The 21,431-nt window shown below is 32.4% G+C and carries 18 protein-coding genes and 1 riboswitch; of the genes, 9 read left to right on the top strand and 9 right to left on the bottom strand.

Annotated elements, in window-relative coordinates:
• Positions 1-94: 94 nt before the first annotated feature.
• Together LQ615_RS10995 and LQ615_RS10990 are read left to right on the top strand one after the other, a co-directional pair.
• A complete protein-coding gene (locus LQ615_RS10995; protein ID WP_070044985.1) occupies positions 95-526 on the top strand; it encodes a MarR family winged helix-turn-helix transcriptional regulator in 432 nt (143 codons plus the stop codon).
• Positions 526-1,713, top strand: a complete 1,188-nt coding sequence (locus LQ615_RS10990) for an MFS transporter (RefSeq protein ID WP_239704165.1) — start codon at positions 526-528, stop codon at positions 1,711-1,713. The genes LQ615_RS10995 and LQ615_RS10990 overlap by 1 nt, the downstream gene beginning before the upstream one ends.
• Positions 1,714-1,967: 254 nt before the next feature.
• Here LQ615_RS10990 and LQ615_RS10985 read toward each other — a convergent pair whose 3' ends face one another.
• The 5 genes from LQ615_RS10985 to LQ615_RS10965 all read right to left on the bottom strand — a co-directional run bounded on the left by LQ615_RS10985 (position 1,968) and on the right by LQ615_RS10965 (position 8,088).
• Positions 1,968-3,440, bottom strand: coding sequence for a catalase (locus tag LQ615_RS10985; RefSeq protein ID WP_017000942.1), 1,473 nt, complete (start codon positions 3,438-3,440; stop codon positions 1,968-1,970).
• Between the two features lie 332 nt (positions 3,441-3,772).
• Positions 3,773-4,237, bottom strand: a complete 465-nt coding sequence (locus LQ615_RS10980) for an NUDIX hydrolase (protein ID WP_017000943.1) — start codon at positions 4,235-4,237, stop codon at positions 3,773-3,775.
• A gap of 20 nt (positions 4,238-4,257) precedes the next feature.
• Entirely contained in the window at positions 4,258-5,190 is a 933-nt protein-coding gene (locus LQ615_RS10975) for a DMT family transporter (protein WP_017000944.1), read from the bottom strand.
• 6 nt (positions 5,191-5,196) lie between these two features.
• Positions 5,197-6,486 (bottom strand): D-serine ammonia-lyase, encoded by a 1,290-nt coding sequence (locus tag LQ615_RS10970; protein WP_239704166.1) that lies wholly within the window; start codon positions 6,484-6,486, stop codon positions 5,197-5,199.
• Positions 6,487-6,648: 162 nt separating this feature from the next.
• Positions 6,649-8,088, bottom strand: coding sequence for a carbon starvation CstA family protein (locus tag LQ615_RS10965; RefSeq protein ID WP_239704167.1), 1,440 nt, complete (start codon positions 8,086-8,088; stop codon positions 6,649-6,651).
• A 213-nt stretch (positions 8,089-8,301) separates the two neighbouring features.
• Here LQ615_RS10965 and fdhF point away from each other — a divergent pair, with 213 nt between their 5' ends.
• The 4 genes from fdhF to LQ615_RS10945 all read left to right on the top strand — a co-directional run bounded on the left by fdhF (position 8,302) and on the right by LQ615_RS10945 (position 13,951).
• Complete coding sequence (gene fdhF, locus LQ615_RS10960; protein WP_103269002.1) at positions 8,302-11,241, top strand: formate dehydrogenase subunit alpha; 2,940 nt, start codon at positions 8,302-8,304, stop codon at positions 11,239-11,241.
• Positions 11,241-11,711: a helical membrane plugin domain-containing protein gene (locus tag LQ615_RS10955; protein ID WP_017000947.1), complete on the top strand. Its 471-nt coding sequence runs from the start codon at positions 11,241-11,243 to the stop codon at positions 11,709-11,711. The genes fdhF and LQ615_RS10955 overlap by 1 nt, the downstream gene beginning before the upstream one ends.
• 153 nt (positions 11,712-11,864) lie before the next feature.
• Positions 11,865-12,644, top strand: a complete 780-nt coding sequence (locus LQ615_RS10950; protein ID WP_369917462.1) for an N-acetylglucosaminidase — start codon at positions 11,865-11,867, stop codon at positions 12,642-12,644.
• A 179-nt stretch (positions 12,645-12,823) separates the two neighbouring features.
• Complete coding sequence (locus tag LQ615_RS10945; RefSeq protein ID WP_239704168.1) at positions 12,824-13,951, top strand: FAD-dependent monooxygenase; 1,128 nt, start codon at positions 12,824-12,826, stop codon at positions 13,949-13,951.
• A 216-nt stretch (positions 13,952-14,167) separates the two neighbouring features.
• Here LQ615_RS10945 and LQ615_RS10940 read toward each other — a convergent pair whose 3' ends face one another.
• The gene (locus LQ615_RS10940) at positions 14,168-15,715 is read right to left on the bottom strand and encodes a solute symporter family protein (RefSeq protein WP_103268998.1); all 1,548 of its coding nucleotides are present in this window, start codon (positions 15,713-15,715) and stop codon (positions 14,168-14,170) included.
• Complete coding sequence (locus LQ615_RS10935; RefSeq protein WP_017000898.1) at positions 15,712-16,023, bottom strand: DUF485 domain-containing protein; 312 nt, start codon at positions 16,021-16,023, stop codon at positions 15,712-15,714. Before LQ615_RS10935 ends, LQ615_RS10940 begins: the two co-directional genes overlap by 4 nt.
• A gap of 262 nt (positions 16,024-16,285) precedes the next feature.
• Between LQ615_RS10935 and LQ615_RS10930 the strand changes: the two genes are divergently transcribed.
• The 3 genes from LQ615_RS10930 to gmpC all read left to right on the top strand — a co-directional run bounded on the left by LQ615_RS10930 (position 16,286) and on the right by gmpC (position 19,033).
• Positions 16,286-17,305 carry a methionine ABC transporter ATP-binding protein gene (locus LQ615_RS10930; RefSeq protein WP_017000900.1) on the top strand — a complete coding sequence of 340 codons (1,020 nt, stop codon included), beginning with the start codon at positions 16,286-16,288 and terminating at the stop codon, positions 17,303-17,305.
• Positions 17,305-17,964 carry a methionine ABC transporter permease gene (locus LQ615_RS10925; protein ID WP_017000902.1) on the top strand — a complete coding sequence of 220 codons (660 nt, stop codon included), beginning with the start codon at positions 17,305-17,307 and terminating at the stop codon, positions 17,962-17,964. Before LQ615_RS10930 ends, LQ615_RS10925 begins: the two co-directional genes overlap by 1 nt.
• A 53-nt stretch (positions 17,965-18,017) precedes the next feature.
• Positions 18,018-18,124, top strand: a riboswitch (SAM riboswitch).
• A gap of 66 nt (positions 18,125-18,190) precedes the next feature.
• The gene (gene gmpC / locus LQ615_RS10920) at positions 18,191-19,033 is read left to right on the top strand and encodes a dipeptide ABC transporter glycylmethionine-binding lipoprotein (protein ID WP_103268997.1); all 843 of its coding nucleotides are present in this window, start codon (positions 18,191-18,193) and stop codon (positions 19,031-19,033) included.
• Positions 19,034-19,069: 36 nt separating this feature from the next.
• On the opposite strand, the gene LQ615_RS10915 is transcribed toward gmpC, so the two are convergent.
• The gene (locus tag LQ615_RS10915; RefSeq protein ID WP_017000905.1) at positions 19,070-20,368 is read right to left on the bottom strand and encodes a cation:dicarboxylate symporter family transporter; all 1,299 of its coding nucleotides are present in this window, start codon (positions 20,366-20,368) and stop codon (positions 19,070-19,072) included.
• Between the two features lie 229 nt (positions 20,369-20,597).
• Complete coding sequence (locus LQ615_RS10910) at positions 20,598-20,999, bottom strand: DUF4870 domain-containing protein (RefSeq protein WP_017000907.1); 402 nt, start codon at positions 20,997-20,999, stop codon at positions 20,598-20,600.
• Between the last annotated feature and the right edge of the window lie 432 nt (positions 21,000-21,431).

Here is a 21,431-nt window from a genome sequence, read left to right as displayed (position 1 = left end):
AGCATGTTGACATAAATATTTGAGAGGAGTAGAATAGCGTAGTATTAGTTAGCAAAGCTAACTTTATTTTTATGAGAAAAGGCGGTATAAAAGAATGAATAATTTTTTTAATAGTTACATAAACGTTTATAGGCCATATATACATCACATTAATGTGATTTTAGAGCCATATGATTTATATGCAGCTCAGTATAGAGTCTTACGTGATATTGCAGGGAATCAACCTACAACACTCGTACAAGTGTCCAAGCGTTCTTTTATAGAAAAGCCTACAGCTCGTAAAATAATCAAAAAGCTTATTGAATTTAACCTTGTTCAAGCCATTAACAGTAAAGAAGATAAACGAGAAAAGTTTTTAACATTAACTGAAAAAGGCGAAGCAATGCATAAAGAAATTTATGAACAAGTCTTAGAATTTCAGAATAAATGTTTTGAAGCAATAGGTGCAGATGAACAAGAGTTATTAAAAGCAGAGGAATTGTTAAACCAATTTCGAAATTATTTAATTGAGGAGGCAACGGAGTAGTGAGTAATCAATTTAAACATCCTATATGGACGAAAGATTTTATATTTAACTTTGTTATTAGTTTCTTTATCTTTTTATCTATGTATTTATTATTAGTTACAGTAGGTGGATATAGTAAAGAAACTTTTCACGTTTCTGATAGCTTAGCAGGACTAGCATCAGGACTATTTATTGTGGGTTCTTTAGTTGGTAGATTTATAACTGGTAAATATATCAACATATTGGGAACGAAAAAAGTATTAGTAATCGGAGGTTTATTATTAGTTATTACTAATGGATTATATTTAGTTTCTGCATCGTCATTCGCATTACTATTAATTGTACGTATTATTAACGGAGCTGCCAGTGGTATTGCAAGTACTGCAACAGGGACAATAGCAGCTTATATAACACCTGCGGATAGACGTAGTGAAGGTATAAGTATGTACAGCTTAAGTATGGTACTAGGAACGGCTATAGGGCCGTTTATAGGGTTGATTTTATATCAACACATACCAATGGAAGGATTATTTATAATTTGTACAACTTTAATTGTTATCGCATTTGTAATGTCAATATTTATGAAGATAGAAACACCGGTAGCAGTACAAAATGAAACTAAAAAAGGATTTAAACTAACGGACTTCTTCTCAGTTCATGCATTACCGATAGCAATTGTTGTTGTTATTGTGAGTATTGCATATTCTTCAGTACTTTCATTTATTCAATTCTTCGCACAAGAAAATAATCTAGTAGATGCAGCAAGTTTCTTCTTCGTTGTATACGCTATTGCAATTCTACTAACACGACCATTTACAGGTAGAATTATGGATCAAAGAGGGGAGAATATTGTAACCATCCCAGCATTTATTTGTTTAGTATTAGGACTATTCCTCATCAGTATAGCAAACAGTGGATTAGTATTATTAATAGCAGGTGCATTTGTAGGATTAGGCTTTGGGAATTTACAATCAATCTTCCAAGCGTTGGTTATCAAAGTATCTCCAATAGAAAAAATGGGATTAGCAACTTCAACATACTTTATAGGTCTAGACTTCGGATTGGGCTTTGGACCATATGTATTAGGTAACTTTACAAACTCAATAGGATATTCAGGACTATACTTCGCAATGGCTATTGTAGCCTTAGTAGGATTAGTAAGCTATTACTTCCTACATATGATTAAGACACAAAAAGCAGTTAATTAAAAAAGAGAGGGGAGCGGAACAGAAATCTTTTAGTGAAATGAGATTCTGTAACGCTCCCTATTTTTTCTGTCTATTAAAATTTGTATTTATTATTATAAAACTATAAGTATAAAAGGCTAGAAAATCGAATTTTAAAGTTGTTAGACACTCTGAGTATCGCAAGAGAGGGTCCACAACTATTCACACTTTGCTACTTCATCTATTTATATGTATAAAAAAACACGCCATTATACATGGCGTGTTTTATCTTTATATTATCCTTCTAAATCAACTGAGTTAATGTCAATGCCTAATGCTTCAGCTACACCTTTACCGTAATCTGGATCTGCTTTGTAGCAGTTACGGATGTGACGGTGTTTAACTTCATCAGTAGTACCTTGCATTTCATTTGCAGTGTTTTGGAAGATACGTTGTTGTTGTTCTGGTGATTGTAGACGGAATAATTTACCTGGTTGCTCGTAGTAGTTATCGTCATCTTCACGGAAATCGTGTTCGTATAATTGACCTTCTACTTCAAGACCTGGTTTTTTATATTCAGGTTGTGATTCGTGTTTGCTATAACTATTTGGATAATAGTTAATTTCGCTACCAAAGTTACCATCAACTCTCATTTGACCATCTCTAGAGAATGGGCATACGTTTTCCGCAGCTTTAGGAGAGTTAACAGGGATTTGCCAATGGTTAACACCTAAACGGTAACGTTGAGCATCTCCATATGAGAATAAGCGACCTTGTAACATTTTATCTGGTGAGAAATCAATACCAGGAACGATGTTAGTAGGTGCGAATGCAGCTTGTTCTACATCTTGGAAATAGTTCTCTGGGTTACGGTTTAATTCGAATTCACCAACTGGAATAAGTGGGTATTCGTCTTTGAACCATACTTTAGTTAAATCGAATGGATTGTCTTTATGATTTCTAGCTTGTTCTTCAGTCATAACTTGAATGTACATTTTCCATTTAGGGAAATTGCCTTCTTCGATTGCGTTGAATAAGTCTCTTTGACTTGATTCACGGTCTTTAGCAATAACTTGTTCCGCTTCTTCAGCAGTGTAGTTTTCAATACCTTGTTGAGTTCTGAAGTGGAATTTAACCCATACTCTTTCGCCTTCATCGTTGTACATTGAATAAGTGTGAGAACCGAAACCATGCATGTTACGGAAACCTTTTGGAATACCTCTGTCAGTCATCAAGATTGTTACTTGGTGTAATGCTTCAGGTAAAAGTGTCCAGAAGTCCCAGTTTGATTGTGGGTTATGCATGTTTGTTTTTGGATCACGTTTAACAACGTGGTTTAAACTTGCGAATAATTTAGGATCACGGAAGAAGAATACAGGTGTGTTGTTACCAACTAAGTCCCAGTTACCTTCTTCTGTGTAGAATTTAAGTGCGAAACCACGGATATCACGTTCTGCTTCTGCAGCACCACGTTCACCAGCAACTGTAGAAAAACGTGCAAACATTTCTGTTTGTTTACCGATTTCTGAGAAGATTTTCGCGTTTGTATATTGTGTAATATCATGTGTTACTGTAAAAGTACCAAAAGCACCAGAACCTTTAGCGTGCATACGGCGTTCTGGAATAACCTCTCTATCAAAATGCGCCATTTGTTCTAAGAAATAAATGTCTTGCATTGAGATAGGGCCACGACGACCAGCAGTCATAGTATTTTCACGATCTGATACAGGTGCACCAAAAAGACCTGTAAGTTTTGAATTGTTAGTCATAATTGTCCTCCTATGTTTCCTTAATTATAATAATTCTAATTTCATACTTATTATAATTTAAACTGAGCAAAGAGACAAGTAAAAGAATTATTATAATTAGAAAAAATATAAGTAATTGTGAACATGTTGTTCACTTTAACTACCCTATAGGTGAATAAAATAAACATTTTACAATAAAAATGCTGTATTTTTAAAGTTTTACTTAATATTTATGATAATGAATAAGAATAGTAAAATTTAGCTGAGTGAGAAAATATAACCACAATTGATTATAAAGAATATAAATAATTAAAAAAGAGTACATGAAAATGTACTCTAAACGAAAATTACTATTATTTAGTAGAATTTCTATCGATAAATAATGGTTGTATGTCAATTTGTTTTAGTATGATTTCTTTTGCTTTTTCAGGTCTAATGTCTAACTCTGGAATATCCGTTAAATTAACGTATACATAATCGATATTATTTTGATTATGATTATTAGGAATATTTTTAATATGTTCGTCTAAATCAAGTTTGTACATAAATAAAATTTCATGAATAGACGTATTTTGGTATTCAAAGAAATTTTGTATTGTAGTAACGAATTGTACCTCATTACATTCAATGCCTAACTCTTCATTAATTTCTCGCTTAATTGCCGAATCTGAGCTTTCGAAATATTTAACGCGCCCACCAATTAAGGCATAGTAATTCCTTTTTTTATCATAGTGAAAGTAATAGTGATTATTCGATTTAATGATAGCACCAACTCTAATATTTAACATACCATCCCCAGATTGTAATGTTAAGTCCATATCATTCACCCCTTAATGAATTAAAATAATTTCAATATTATTATACCGATAAAGACTAAAGATGCGCCAACAGCTCTTCTTAAAGTAATTCTATACCTTGGCGTGTTAAACATACCGAAGTGATCGATGATTAATCCCATTAGCATTTGTCCAAATATAACAACCATTAATGTTAGTGCAGCACCCAATTCTGGCATTAGTAGAATATTAGTTGTTACAAATACAACTCCTAAAGGTCCACCGATGAAATAAATAAGTTTGATTCTACCTTGCCCTTCCTGGTTTAATTTAAAATGTACTCTTCTAACTATAATAAGAGATAGTATTAGTAATACTATCGTACCAATTGCGAAAGAAATGAGCGATGATAAATAGAAAGATTGAACTTCATATCTTAATGCACTATTGATGGCGGTTTGGATAGGTGGTAAACAACCAGTAAACAAACCTAAAATCATCCAAAATTTTGTGTATTGCGTTTCATTCGTAATAATTCTTGCAGATTTCTTTTTATAATTCATAAATATTATACCAATTAACATCAGCAAAACGCCGCTAATTCTGCCTATATTAATAGTATGAACTTCTGCATCGAATAATCCAAATTGGTCGATAAATAGTCCCATAATAATTTGACCTGATACTGTCATTACTACTGTCAAAGCAGCGCCAATTCTTGGCAAGAGCAATAAATTTCCTGTTAAGAAAACTACGCCTAGCATACCACCAGTAAACCATACATAAGAAAATTCTTGGTTCATAATGAATGACGGTGTTAATTTTTGAGGGTTCATTATTAAATTAATAATGATTAATGTTAACGTACCAATTAAAAATGAATAAAAAGAAGCAAGGATAGGCGATTTTGTATAACTTCCTAATCTCGTGTTTATTGATGTTTGAAGTGGTACACATAGACCAGCTACAACACCTAATATAATTAGTAATATCAAGTTAGCTTACTCCTTATCTATTATTTCTTCAGCTTTTTGATAATATAATGCCTGTTCTTTATCAGGTACCATATTACCTCCAGTAGACCACACGAGATGGGTTGCATTTTCTGTATCTTTATTAATTTCTATTATATTTTTTACACCATGGAAGCCTGATGTTGCAGATGGTTCTATAAAGATGTTTTCTTGATCTTTTAGAGTTTTTAAATAAAGATATAGTTGATCATCTTCTACAGTACAAGCACCATATAACAATGATGTCATTATATCTCCAACTAGTTTTGAAGGCCTGCTAACAGCTAAACCATCTGCTACAGTCTTACCAGTTAAACCGATATCTTGTACGCTAATGGCATCATGTAATTTAGTAACCATACCTAAAGTCATACAAGGTGCTTCCGTAGGTTCTATAAATACGGGATGAACATTTTTTTCAAAAATCATTTTAAGGCCAAAAGCTACGCCTCCTGGGCCACCACCAACACCACATGGTAAATAAACAAATAGAGGATGATTGTCATCTACAGTGATATTTCTTTCCTCAAGTTGTTTATAAACACGAAGTGCACTTACTGCATATCCTAAGAATAAATCACTTGAAGATTCGTCATCTACAAAGTGACAATAAGGGTCGTTTTGAGCAAGTTGTCTGCCTTCTTTAACAGCATAGCCATAATCTTGAACGTGTTCTACAACTTCCACACCTTTAGATTTTAATAAAGCTTTTTTCCATTCTTTTGCGTCTTGTGACATATGTACTGTGACTTTAAAACCTAATTTCGCACTCATAATACCTATACTTAAGCCTAAGTTTCCTGTGGAACCTACAGCAATGCGATATTGTGAAAATAAATTTTTGAATTGGTCAGTTGCTAAAATACTATAATCACTATTTTCAGTGAAGTTAGTATTTTTAATAGCTGTTTCTTCTGCAAATTTCAAAACTTCGTAAATACCACCGCGTGCTTTAATAGAACCTGAAATAGGTAAGGCATGGTCGCCTTTTAAAAGCAATTGACCTTTTAAATTAGGAAATTCTATATTTTTAAATGTATCTAATGAAAAAATTTGAGACTCGATTTTTCCATTGTTTTCTTTTGTCTCTGGAAAAACTGTTTTTATATATGAAGAAAAACGGCTCAATCTTGCTTCCGCATCTTTAATATCATCAATTGTAAAAGGAAGCGAGGAATCGGACTGATAGTCTGGGTTTTGCCAAAAAATTTCTTCATGGTTTGCCATTTTAGAAATGATGGGATTTTGATTTTTAAGTGTTTGTACGTTGAAAGTCATATAATACGCTCCTTTTTATAAACTGTTTTAATCATATCATACAGCTATACTTCAACTATAGATAGTCATGATTTAAAAATAAAAAATCTATACATAACACATTATCCAGGCTAGGTTTGCTTAGAATAAGTTTGGTTATGCATAGATAGATTTAATCTCAAATTAAGACGTATATAAATCTTGAGTTGGTGAAGCAATTGGTTCAGTCTGTTTAAGTATGGCTCTTACATATAATATTGAAACAATAATAAATACTACAGCGCCACCAATTAAAGCAGTGTTATAAGGGAGGGATAAGCCTTCTGGTGCATATAACACATATACGCTGACAGCTCCTGTCATAAACAATGCTGGAATCCCAGCAACGAGATGTGCTTTATTATATCTAAGTAAATAACTCACACTAACCCATAACATGACAGTTGCGACAATTTGATTTGTGAAACCTACATATCTCCATAAGAATGAATAATCGATTGTAGATAGAAAGAAAGCAGGAATACCAACAGCAAAACTTGCAGCGATCATTAAAGCTTTAGAATTTATGCTCACTTTATCTTTAACAAAATCTTCTATAATCATTCTAGAACTTCTTAATGCAGTGTCACCGGTAGTAATCGGTAAAATAATAACACCTAGTAATGCTAATACACCGCCTACAGGTCCTAGTAATTGAATTGAGATTTGATCTACAACACCTGCTGGTCCTATTGATTGTAACTGACTTGCTAAACCTTTAGTACCACCAAAGAAAGTCATACCAGCTGCTGCCCAAATAAGAGCAATAATACCTTCGGAAATCATGGCACCATAAAATACTTTTCTGCCTTCTGATTCATTTTTAACAGTTCTTGAAATAATAGGGCTTTGAGTACAATGGAAACCAGAAATAGCACCACATGATATTGTTACCATAAGAAGGGGCCATACTGGGATGCCACTAGGATGTAAGTTTTGAACTGTAATTTCTGGAATTGGTTTTCCACTAAATATCAACGCAACTGCTACGCTAACAGCCATCACAATTAAAATAACACCAAATATTGGATAAATACGACCAATTATTTTATTAATAGGAAGAATAGCAGCAAGAATAAAGTACGCAAATATGATAATTAATGCTACCAAGAATGAAATAGGTGTTTTTGATGAAAGTAGTTGTGCTGGACCAGCTACGAAAGCAGCAGCAACTAACACCATAAGCACGACAGATACAATATCTGTAAATACTCTAATAAACTTACCTAAATAATGTTGTACAAGTTTAGGAAACTGTGCGCCACCATGTCTTAAACTAAGCATACCTGAAAAGTAATCATGCACGCCACCTGCGATAATACATCCTACTACTATCCATATAAATGCGACTGGACCATATAATGCACCTGAAACTGCTCCAAAAATAGGTCCAAGCCCCGCTATATTTAATAATTGTATCATCCAACCTTTCCAGGCAGGCATTGGTACAAAGTCCATGTTATCTTGCTTACTATAAGCAGGTGTTTCTTTATCTGGATAGATTTCGAAAACACGCTCTATGTATTTTCCATAAAAAATATAACCTAAAATCAATATAATAATGGAAGAAATAAATGTAATCATCGCTAAAACCTCTTTCAAAATAGAATAACAATAGATTAGCAAAGTTCCGTATACTTAGCAATAAGATTTTAGAAATTTCAGATAATTAATATTGTTAAATTCTACAAATGTTTGCATTAGTAAAAATGTAAAATTATAATTAAAATAAGTCATTTAAAAATATTGGGTAATATGACTTTTATGGGCAAAATTGAATAAGAGGGGGACAATGATATGCAAGAACATCAAATATTAACAATTGATGGTACAGATTATCTTGTAGAAGAAGGTATGAGACTTTTAGATTTTATAAAAGCTCAAGAGTTATCTTTTGTTCCATCAATTTGTTATAACGAATCACTTGGACCAATCGAAACGTGTGATTCATGTATTGTTGAAGTAAATGGACAACTTCAAAGAGCATGTAGCACAATGATTGAAAACGGTATGGTTGTAAATACTCAAAAAGAAAATGTTAAATCAGCACAAAAACAAGCACTAGATAGAGTTCTTGAGCATCACGAACTATATTGTACAGTATGTGATTACAATAATGGTGATTGTGAAATTCATAATACTATGGGCGAATTTGGTTTGGAACATCAATCAATACCATTTAAATCTAAAGGTTATGAAGAAGATTTTGGTGCTTTTTATAGATACGATCCAGACCAATGTATATTGTGTGGTAGATGTGTAGAAGTATGCCAAGACGTTCAAGTAAACGAAACTTTAACGATTGATTGGAAACGTCAACAGCCAAGAGTAATTTGGGATAATGATAAAGCAATAGATGAGTCAAGTTGTGTGAACTGTGGACAATGTGTCACAGTGTGTCCTTGTAACGCATTAATGGAAAATGACATGCTCGGACAAGCAGGTTATATGACGGACCAAAAACCTGGTCTACTGCGTTCAATGATAGAGTTAACTAAAAAGGCAGAAACAGGATATGGACCATTGTTTGCTATATCAGATTCTGAAGCGGCAATGCGTGAAGAAACTATCGAAAAGACAAAAACAGTTTGTACATATTGTGGAGTGGGTTGTTCATTCGACGTATGGACTAAAGGTAGAGAAATTCTAAGAGTATTACCACATGAAGATTCTCCAGCTAATCACATTTCAACATGTGTGAAAGGTAAGTTTGCTTGGGATTATGTCAATTCAGAAGACCGTTTATTAAAACCACTTGTACGTAAAGAAGGTTATTTCCAAGAAGTAGAATGGGAAGAAGCAATTGAACTTGTTAGTAAGAAATTCTCTGAAATCAAAAACGAATACGGTAAAGATGCATTAGGATTTATTTCTTCATCTAAATGTACAAATGAAGAATCTTATTTAATGCAAAAGCTATCTAGACAAGTAATTGGTACTAATAATGTAGATAACTGTTCCCGTTATTGCCAATCTCCAGCAACTCAAGGTTTATTTAGAACAGTTGGTTATGGTGGAGACTCAGGTTCAATTGAAGACTTAGAGAAAGCAAATATGGTTATTACTATTGGAACGAATACTGCTGAAGCGCACCCAGTTATCGCAAGTCGCATTAAGAGAGCACATAAATTACTAGGACAAAAATTATATGTGTTTGATATTAGAAAACACGAGATGGCTGACCGTGCAGATAAGTTTTATCAACCTACACCAGGGACAGATTTAGTATGGTTATCAGCATTGTCCAAATATATTATCGATCAAAATTGGCATAATGAAGCCTTTATTTCTGAATATGTTAATGATTTTGATGAATACTATGAGAGTTTGGCACCATTTACGCTCGAATATGCTGAAGAAAGAACAGGTATTAGTAAAGATGATTTAAAAGCGCTTGCTAAAGAAATTGTTCAAACAGAAGCCGTTTCAATTTGTTGGGCTATGGGTGTAACACAACATCGCGTAGGTAGTGACACAAGTACAGCTATATCTAACCTTTTACTAGTGACTGGTAACTATATGAGACCAGGAACAGGAGCTTATCCATTAAGAGGACATAATAACGTTCAAGGATGTAGTGATATGGGCAGTATGCCTAATACATTACCTGGTTATCAAGATGTTACTGATGCAAAAATACGTCAACCATTTGAAAAAGCGTGGAATGTAGAGTTAGATAGTGAAGTTGGGTTAGACAATCATGAAATGATAGATAGTATACATGAAGGTGAATTACGTTCACTTTATATAAAAGGTGAAGATACAGGGGTAGTCGATGCTAACCTTAACTATGTTAGATCTGCTTTTGAAAAAATAGACTTCTTAGTTGTGCAGGATCTATTCTTCTCAAAAACAGCAGAATTTGCAGACGTTGTTTTACCCGCGTCACCATCATTAGAGAAAGATGGGACATTTACGAATACTGAAAGACGTATTCAAAGAATTAATAAAGCATTAGATCCGCTTGGAGATTCCAAACCAGATTGGGAAATTATTCAATTGATTGCTCAATCATTAGGAGCAGACTGGGATTATAAACATCCTAGTGAAATTTGGTTTGAAGCACAAAGTTTAATGCCGTTAGTAAGAGGCGCAACATACGATAGATTAGAAGGTTATAATAGTTTACAATGGCCGATGAATGAAGATGGTTCTGATACACCATTACTATATACTGAGCAATTCCATTTCCCTGATGGTAGGGCGAGATTGTACCCATTAGAATTCAATGTAGAATCTAAAAAGACTGAAGAAATGTCACTTCATGTTAATAATGGGCGAGTATTAGAACATTTCCACGAAGGTAATATGACATATCAAGTACCTGGTTTAGCTTATAAATTACCAAAGAATTTCTGTGAAATTTCAAAAGAATTGGCAGAAGAACATGGTATAGAAAGCGGTGCACGAGTGAAAGTCACATCTAAAGCTGGTACAACAGAATTGAATGTACAAGTTACAGATAGAGTGTCAGGTAATCATATTTACATTCCATTGAACGACCAAAACGAAGGTGCACCAAACTTTGTTACAGATAGTGACGTTGATAAGGATACGAATACACCAGCATATAAAGATAACTATGCAAAGCTTGAAGTCATTACAAAAAATGGTCGTGCGCCAATACCAAAACACAATTATAGATTTGGTACGAGAAATCCACAAATCAGTGTTAGAGTTCAAGATAAATGGGAAAGACCAGATTATACATTCCCAAATAAAGGTGGCGAATTATAATGGGTGAGAGAATTAGAGTCATTAAACGAATGGAAGAGCCGAAAGAATACAAAATTGAAAAGGATATGAAAATCCTGCAAGAAAGATTGAGCGATAAAAAAATTGCTATTGAAAAAGGAATAGATATACTCGATGCTTTAGAAAAAGCAGAAGCATTAGATGCTGTACATGCAGCTATCGTTCAAAGAAAAGTTATAACGGGGAACATTGTAACAGAATTAAATAAAGAACAGTATGAAGGTATATTAGATAATATAGGCAACGTATTGTTTATGTTTGGAGATTTAGATTTAGAAGAAGCTTCTGTATTTGTGAAAAAGATAAATAACGGAATGAGAGTAGCAAATAGAGCCAATTCGAATAATAAAACTTCAGTTAAAGATTTATTAGGCGCATTAAAAGACCCAGAAATAAATAGCAGTATAACAATGCTGTTGAATTTCTTAAAAGGTATGAGCAGAGAAGAATAATGAAATGAAGGAGAGTCCGGGACATAAATAATTGTTCTGGACTCTATTTTTATATTATTTAAAAATATAAAATAAACGGTTTTATTGATATTTGTTATATTTTAAGATAAGTTTATAACGTAATATGGTTATATTAAAAGAAAAGGTGTGAGAATCATTAACTTTTTGAAAGATAGATTCACCCTAATATTAGGACTCATTATTATATTTGTATTTATTATTTTATTAATTATTTTCGAGTCTCCTTTTTTCAAGAATCATCAAACACATACTTATGAAGAAGCTTTGGAAATTCAGACAAAGAGTGATTCACCAGCTGTGACACAAAAAGATAATAAATTTGTGTATGCAGATAAGAAAGATATCGATAAGTATATGGATATTGATAAGAGTAAAACAGATTTACAATTCATGGATATATCTGAAAAAGTTGATATATCTGAAAAACAAGTTAAAGATATTTTAAAAGATAAAGGTGTTTTGAAAGGTAAAGAAAAAGCATTTTTAAACGCACAAGATAAGTATAATATTAATATTATTTATTTATTAAGTCATGCTTTCATAGAAACTGGAAACGGCAATTCTGAGTTGGCTAGCGGTGTTAAAATGTCCAATGGAAAAACTTTTTATAACTTTTATGGCATTGGTGCTTTTGATCAAGACGCAGTTGAAACAGGAAGCAGTTATGCGCGTAAGAAGGGTTGGACTTCACCTGAAAAAGCAATAGATGGTGGCGCAAGATTTGTAAGGAAAGATTATCTAGATAATGGACAAGATACTTTATACAAAATGAGGTGGAATCCTTACAATCCAGGACAGCATTTATATGCGACTGATGTGAACTGGGCGACGAGTATTGGTAAGATTATGGAAAGTTATTATGATAAACATGATTTAAAGAAAGCTGAAATATATAAAGATTATTATAAATAATAGATAACTCTAGTTCTTGATATTGATAATAAGAACCCCGAAAGTTACTAATAATTTAACTTTTGGGGTTTATTAATTGAACTGGGGTTATTTATCGTAATGACTTCATGTTAAAATATAGTTATATTAATTATAATTGAGAAGTAAAGATTTTTATTTTAAAGAAAGTAGTGAACAAAATGAAAATAGCAGTAATTGGTGGGGGAATAGGTGGCTTAACTGCTGCTGGTTTACTTTATCAAACGGGGCATGATGTACAAGTTTATGAAAAAAGAAATGACTTGAATCAAGTAGGTGCTGGGATAGGCATTGGAAGCAATGTACTAAAAGCATTAAAGCCTTACAAAATGACATATGCAATTGAACAAGAAGGACAAGCCCTTAACAAAATCGAAATTCGAACTAATTTAGATTCATTTTTAAACACTTTAAAAATGAACCAAGATGAGGAACAAAATATAACAATTCATAGAAGTGTTTTGCATGAAATATTAAAAACACATGTACCTACAGAACGTATAAATTTAGATTATAAATTAAAAGAATTTAAACAAACTCCAGATAATATAAGGTTATATTTTGAAAATGGGCAAGAAGCAGAAGCTGATTTAGTTATCGCAGCAGATGGCTTGAATTCAAATATTAGGAAACAAATTCAACCAAAATCTGAACCTAAATACGCAGGGTATACTTGTTTCAGAGGCGTTGTAAATGAAAACTTGAATATTGATCGAACTACTGCATTAGAATATTGGGGACATAAAGGTAGATTTGGAATTGTACCTTTAAAGGATGACGAATTATATTGGTTCTGTACAATGAATGCCAAAGAGAACGATTTACAGTTTAAATCATTCGAAAAGCCTCATCTTCAAGCATATTTTAATCAATATCCTGATGAAGTACGTAATGTATTAGACGCTCAAGAAGAACTTGGTATTTTGCACCATGATATGTATGACCTTACACCATTAAAATCATTCATTTCAGGAAGAGTAGTATTATTAGGTGATGCAGCTCATGCAACTACGCCAGATATGGGGCAAGGAGCAGGACAAGCTATTGAAGATGCTGTTACTTTAACCAACTTATTAAAAGAAAAAGACGTTGATGCAGCATTAAAAAGATACAATAAACTAAGAGTTAAGCACACTAAAAAAGTAATTAAAAAATCTAGGAAAATTGGAAAAGCTGGACAGGCATCCAATACGATGAAAATAAAAATGAGAAATAAAATGCTGAAATCTATGTCTTCAAAATCATTAAGTAAAAAAGTTAAATTTTTACAAAAAGCGAAATTAAAATAATTTATGAATAGGCTAATTAAAAATTAAGAAAGGGTGTGGGACAGAAATCTCATTTTATTAAAAAGATTTCGTAGTCCCACCTCGGCAAGGATGACTAGGTATGAAAATAGCTTGTTATAAGCGCATTCTCATACCAGTCAGCTACTGCCAATACAAAAAGAGAGTCTGGGACAATTATTTATGTCCCAGACTCTTTTAACATAACTGAACGGATTTTTAATGTGAAATATCTGAAGTTGAAATGCCTGTCGCTGATTTAACTTGCACTTCTTGGAATTTATCATGAGATTCTGATTTGCCTAAGAATGTCCCTAAAAATGCACCAATAAATCCTGCTGGAACTGATATGATTGCAGGGTTTGATAATGGGAATATTGGTGACATTGTAATAAATGCTGTTCCTTCTGGATTCATGACATTTGGACTTAATATTACGAGTACAAGTGACACAATTAAGCCAACAGCTATACCAGTAATTGCACCATGAGTATTAAATCTTTTCCAAAATATTGTGAATATAATAACAGGTAAATTTGCGCTTGCTGCGACACAGAATGCTAATGATACTAAGAACGCTACATTTAAATTCTGTGCAAATAAGGCTAGTATAATAGATACAACTGAAACCGCTAATGATGCTAATTTTGCTGCTTTCATTTGCTCACGCTCACTAATTTTCCCTTTTTTTATAACTTGCCCGTAAATATCATGCGCGAAAGCAGATGCTCCAGTCAATACTAATCCAGCTACTACTGCTAATATCGTAGCAAATGCTACGGCTGAAACAAATGACATTAAGAAGTCTCCGCCTAACTTTGCAGCTAATAATGGGGCTGCCATATTACCAGCAGGGTTAGCGTTTATGATTTCTTCACGTGTTAATAATGCAGCCGCACCAAATCCTAGTAATATCGTTAAAATATAAAATATACCAATAATCCATGTTGCCCACATTACAGAAGATCTTGCTGTTTTGGCATCTTTAACTGTAAAGAATCGCATCAGTATGTGAGGTAAACCTGCTGTACCAAATAGTAAAGCAATAATTAGTGAGATATTATCTAAAGGCGGTTTACCTTGTGAGCCAGGGTTGATAAATTCACTTTTAAAAGCAGGTGATTTAATATTGTGCATTTCACCAAACATAGTAGAAAGATTGAAATTAAAATGTAATAGCACTAAAAATGAAATAATAATAGTACCAATCATAAGTAATACGGCTTTAACCATTTGAACCCAACTTGTTGCAGTCATACCACCAAACAATACATAAATTGTCATCATGATACCGACCAAAATAACAGCAAGTGTATAAGGTATACCGAATAGCAATTGAATAAGTGCACCAGCTCCAACTAATTGAGCTAACATATAGAAAATAACAATGGTAATGGAAGATACTGCTGCCATTGCTCTAACTTTTTTAAGCTCAAATCGAGCTGCAATCATATCTGCTAAAGTATATTTACCTAAGTTTCTTAAAGGCTCTGCAACAATGTATAACACAATGAGATACGCGGTTAAATAACCGATACTATAGAAGAAACCATCAAATCCCCATAATGCGATGGCACCCGCTATACCTAAAAATGATGCAGCTGATAAGTAATCACCAGCAATTGCTAACCCATTTTGCCAACCTGTTAACCCGCCTCCAGCAGTATAAAAGTCATTTGCTGATTGCGTTCTTTTAGATGCAAAATATGTAATAAACAATGTAATACTAACAAATAGTATAAACATAACGACGACAATTACATTCATTTGTTTTGCCCCTCTCTATGCGCCATTAATAATGCTTCAGCATCTTTATCAAAAGATTTAGCTTTACGCATATACAAAGTGACAAGAGTCCATACCATAATGAATAATAATAATGCGTAAATCCATGCCCAAGAGATATTCCAAAATGCAATATTATTCAAGATATTTGTATATCCAGTCAATACTGGAAATAGCAGTGTAGCAAAAATAAAGAATATAGATATAGGAAATATAAAGTTATTTCTTTTTTTCACAAGTTCTTTAAACTTTGGATCTGCTGCTAAACGCTTGAAATCATGCTCAGCCATACTTATAACCCCCTTGTTTTTTGGATGTAAAAATACATCTTAAGTTTCATTTTATTGATTGTTCACAAAGTTGTCAATATTTTATTGATAACGCTTACATTAATAAAAATTCATCAAGAAAATGTGAATAAAGTATTTAAGAGAAAAAATACAATATAGATATATGAATATTTAGAAAAGTTTGATTATAAGTATTGACGTTAAAGGTAAACATCAATATAATTCTTATCATAATAATAAGAATTCGGAAGGGATAAATGTTATGATAGAATTTAAAAATGTGAATAAAATTTTCCAACAAAAGAATTCTGAAATACAAGCACTTAAAGATGTAAGTTTTAAAGTAGAAGAGCAAGATATATTCGGTGTTATCGGATATAGCGGTGCGGGGAAGAGTACTTTAATTAGGTTAGTGAATGTATTAGAAGAAAAGACATCTGGAGAAGTATTAGTAGACGGTCATGATGTGAATAAATATTCGAAGAAAAAGTTACAAGTCATTAAGAAAAATATAGGAATGATATTTCAACATTTTAACTTGTTAAATTCAAAGACAGTTTTTAATAACGTAGCTATGCCTTTAATTTTACAAGGTAAAAATAAAAATGACATTAAAGATAAAGTGAATGAATTGCTTGAATTTGTTGGTTTAGAAGACAAAGGTAAACAATATCCAAATGAATTATCAGGTGGTCAAAAACAAAGAGTAGCAATTGCTAGAGCATTAGTTACAGATCCTAAAATCTTATTATGTGATGAGGCAACAAGTGCGCTTGATCCTGCAACTACAGATTCAATTTTAAAACTGCTAAAGAGAGTTAACGAACAATTTGGAGTCACAATATTATTAATTACACATGAAATGAGTGTTATCCAACAAATATGCAATAAAGTAGCGGTTATGGAAAATGGTGAAGTTATTGAAATTGGTCCTGTATTAGATGTGTTTAGTCACCCCCAAACATCAACTGCTAAAAACTTTGTATCAACTGTGATAACTACAGATATATCTTCAAACTTAAGAAAACTTATTCCTGAAGATAAAACTGCTACAGACATTAAATTATACATAGATGGTGAACAAGTGACACATAGTATTATCAATGATTTAATCACTAAATTCCACGTACAAATAAATATACTGTTTGCATCAATGTCAGACATTCAAGGTACACCAGTAGGTTATTTAACACTACGTCTGAATGGAGAACAAGAAGCAATTCAAAATAGTTTTCAGTATTTAACAGATTTAAATATTGAATATGAGGAGGTTGAAGCATAATGTTTGGATCATCTTTAGATTCATCTCAACTATATGACGCTATATACCAAACGCTATACATGGTTACTGTTTCTTTAGTAATCGGTGCATTAATTGGTATTCCTTTAGGTATTTTACTTGTTATAACTAGAAAGAATGGTATTTGGCCAAATGCTTTTATATATCATGTGCTAAATCCAGTTATTAATATATTCCGTTCGGTACCGTTTATTATTTTACTTATTGCTATTGTACCTTTTACTAAAATGATTGTGGGTACATCTATTGGAACTTCTGCAGCAATAGTACCTTTAACAGTCTATGTTGCGCCTTATATTGCAAGATTAGTAGAGAACTCACTGTTAGAAGTGAATTCAGGCGTCATAGAAGCGGCACATTCTATGGGAGCATCACCGTTTCAAATTATTCGACATTTCTTATTACCTGAAGCACTAGGGTCTTTAATTCTAGCATTAACAACATCTATTATCGGTTTAATTGGTGCTACAGCGATGGCCGGTGCAGTAGGTGGAGGCGGTATTGGTGACTTAGCTTTAGCTTATGGTTATCAACGTTTTGATACAATTGTTATTGTTATTACGGTCGTTATTCTAGTCATTATGGTACAACTTATCCAATCTTTAGGTAATGTGTTGTCTAAAATTGTAAGAAGAAGTTAAAAAAGTATTGACTTAGAGTAATATGATAGGTATTATCAGAATTAATCAAATAAAAATTATCAAGAGAGATTGAGGGATATGGCCCGATGAAATCTCAGCAGCGGACTCTATAAAGAGAACTGTGCTAAATCCATCAAGTTTTAAACTTGGCAGATAAAGTTAATCCCTTTTGAGCTAAGCTTAAAAGGGATTTTTATTTATATACATAAGAAAAGGAGCGAATAAAATGAAAAAAGTATTAACATTATTAATGACATTAGTTTTACTATTAGCAGCATGTGGTGATAAAAAAGATGATAAAAAGGTAACAGTGGGTATCGCTTCAAATGATACTGCTGTATGGGATAAAGTAGCAGAATTAGCTAAAAAAGAAGATATTAATGTAGAGGTTAAACAATTTTCGGATTATAACGTTCCCAATAAAGCATTGTCAGACGGTGATATTGATTTAAACTCATTCCAACATTTTGCATTTTTAGATCAATTCCAAAGAGCAAATAAAGGAACAGAAATCACACCAATTAGAACAACTGTGTTCGCTCCACTGGGTATTTATTCTAATCAAATAAAAGATATTAAAAATTTAAAAGACGGTGCTAAAGTTGTTATACCAAACGACGTTTCTAATCAAGCTAGAGCTTTAAAATTATTAGAAAAAGCAGGGTATATTAAATTGAAGAAAGACTTTGGATTAGATGGTGGTCCTAAAGATATAGTTGAAAATAAAAAGAATTTAAATATTAAAGCAGTCGATGCTCAACAAACAGCTAGAGCGTTAGATGAAGTAGATATCGCTGTTATAAATAATGGTGTTGCATCTAAAGCAGGATTAAATCCTAAGAAAGACCCTATCTATTCAGAAAACCCAGATGCAAATGCTGCTAAACCATATATCAACTTTATAGCTGCAAATACAAAAGATAAAGATAATAAAACTTTAAAAAGAGTTGCTGAGCTATACCATTCAGAAGAAGCGAAAGAAGCTCTGAAAGAAGACACTAAAGACGGAGAAATTGTAGTTGATTTAAAACAAGAAGAAATTAAAGAAATACAGGATTCATTAAAATAAAAAAGATTCGGCTCCCCCAAGCCGAATCTTTTTTTGTTATTTTTTTAGAGAATTTAAATATAGTTGACCTTTTTCATGGTCATATTTATTTTCCCATTTTGAAATAACGACTGTAGAGAGTGCGTTTCCTACTACGTTAACACACGTTCTCATCATATCTAATAATCTATCGATACCAATGATTAATGCTAAACCTTCTGGATTTAACCCCATCGATCCTAGAGTGGTAATTAATACAACAATAGAAGTACCAGGAACAGCAGCCATACCTTTAGACGTGATCATTAAAGTGAACATTAGAATAAGTTGTTCTACTAGACTTAAATGTACGCCATACATTTGAGCAACAAATAACGCTGCTATAGATTGGTACAAAGCAGAACCATCTAAGTTAAAAGTATATCCTGTAGGTACTACAAAGGATACGATATCTTTTGGTGCACCGAATTTTTCCATTTTTTCCATCACTGAAGGTAAAACAGTTTCAGAACTTGATGTTGAGAAAGCAAGTAATAAATCATCTTTCAATATGCGAACAATTGAAAAAATGTTAATACCACAAATTTTGGCTACTATGCCTAAAACAACAACAATAAAGAATATCATAGCACCTACAACAACAGCTAATAGCTTAACTAATGGAATTAATGCAGATAATCCAAATGTCATAATCGTTACACAAATAAAAGCAAATACACCATATGGTGCAAGGCGTAGAATTCTATGTATCATCCAAAATACAGCTTCTAGTGCACCTCCAAGAACATCCTTAACAGGCTGTCCTTTCTCTCCAATTGCAGCAATAGCTAATCCGAAGAATACAGCAAAGAATATAATTGGGAGTAACTCTCCTGCAGCTAAAGCTTCGAATATATTAGTAGGAATAATGCTTACAATTGTATCGATTATATGATTTCCATAAGTAGATTTTTCTGCTGCATCAGCAGTGCTTTCATATGTAGAAATATCGCCTTTAGGCAATTTATCTGCATCTAATCCTAAACCTGGTTTAAATAAATTACCAAATATAATACCTAAACCAATAGCAATAGTTGTAATGATTTCAAAGTAAAGTAATGTTTTCCAACCATATCTACCGACTGTATGCATATCGCCAACATTAGATATTGATAATGCTAATGAACAAAACACAATAGGAATTACAATCATTTTAATAAGGTTTAAAAATACATCACCGACTGGTTGTATAAATTTAATAAGTTGATCTTGTCCATTTAAAAAATAGCCTACAACAACACCTAATATTAAAGCAATTAATATTTGAGTAGGTAGACTTATATATCTTCTTCTTGGTTTTTTAAGGTTTTCTTTCAAAAAAATTTCCTCCTTTAAAGCACTATAGTTTTTAATACAAAAAAATTATGCGATTCCATCTTAGGAATTGCACAAATGATGTTTAAAAAGGGGACGTATAAATATATGTATTCTTGAGTGTAAAAGAATACAAGTTATTTTATCATGATTAATAATTAAAGTAATGAGCCTCTTTTATCTTTAAAAAGAAAAAAAACACTTTTTTATACAAAAAGTGTTTTAATTATTTCTATTTAATGAAGCGAATAGATAATGGTGGTAAATAAGTTTCACCTTGATAAGCTTTAACTGCGCCAATAATGGTGAAGATAAATACTAAAATTGCTAATATTGGAAGTAAAATAATGCCAATAATAATCAAACATAGTACTCCAGCAACTATTCCCCATATTGTATAAGAAATAAAGAAGTTTAAATAATCTTTACCAATTCGATCTACAAAAGAAGATTCATCTCTTTTAATCAACCATATAATTAAAGGTGCAATTAATGCAGTAAATAGACTCGTTAAATATATGAGCATCCCGAATAAACGTTCATCATCATTAGTAGATGTTTGATTATCAATATTTATATTATTTTCTTCATGAATTGTAGATTCTTGAAAAGGGTTCTGTTCACTGTTCGTCATATCATTTCCTCCTCGCTTAACTATTGGTATTATTATACATGTTTTAGCGGTGAACTACTAATCTTTAAGGAATAATAATGAAAAATATTCGATTTTGAAAGTGCATGCTTTCCTATAGTATCTTTCTAACGTGCTTGTTTATGTACTCTAGCTCGTTAGAAAATGTAACGTGCAAGACTAAAATATCTAGCCCTTTAGAGCGATATATCAAATAAATTCAATATAAAATCACATTAAAAATAGGGGAAATGAAGCTCTAACGTGCTAGTTTATGTACTCTAGCTCGTTAGAAAATGTAACGTGCAAGACTAAAATATCTAGCCCGTTAGAGCACTATATCAGAATATGTCCATATAATTGTGTAATAAAAAAAGAGCCAAATATAGCTCACTTTAGTACAATGTAATCGACTAAGAAAATATTGTAGAGGTG

Source organism: Mammaliicoccus sp. C-M13 (assembly GCF_022386845.1).
Lineage (GTDB): Bacteria > Bacillota > Bacilli > Staphylococcales > Staphylococcaceae > Mammaliicoccus > Mammaliicoccus lentus.
The sequence above is the reverse complement of the archived record's forward strand: the minus strand, read 5'-3'. Positions and strand labels throughout refer to the sequence as shown.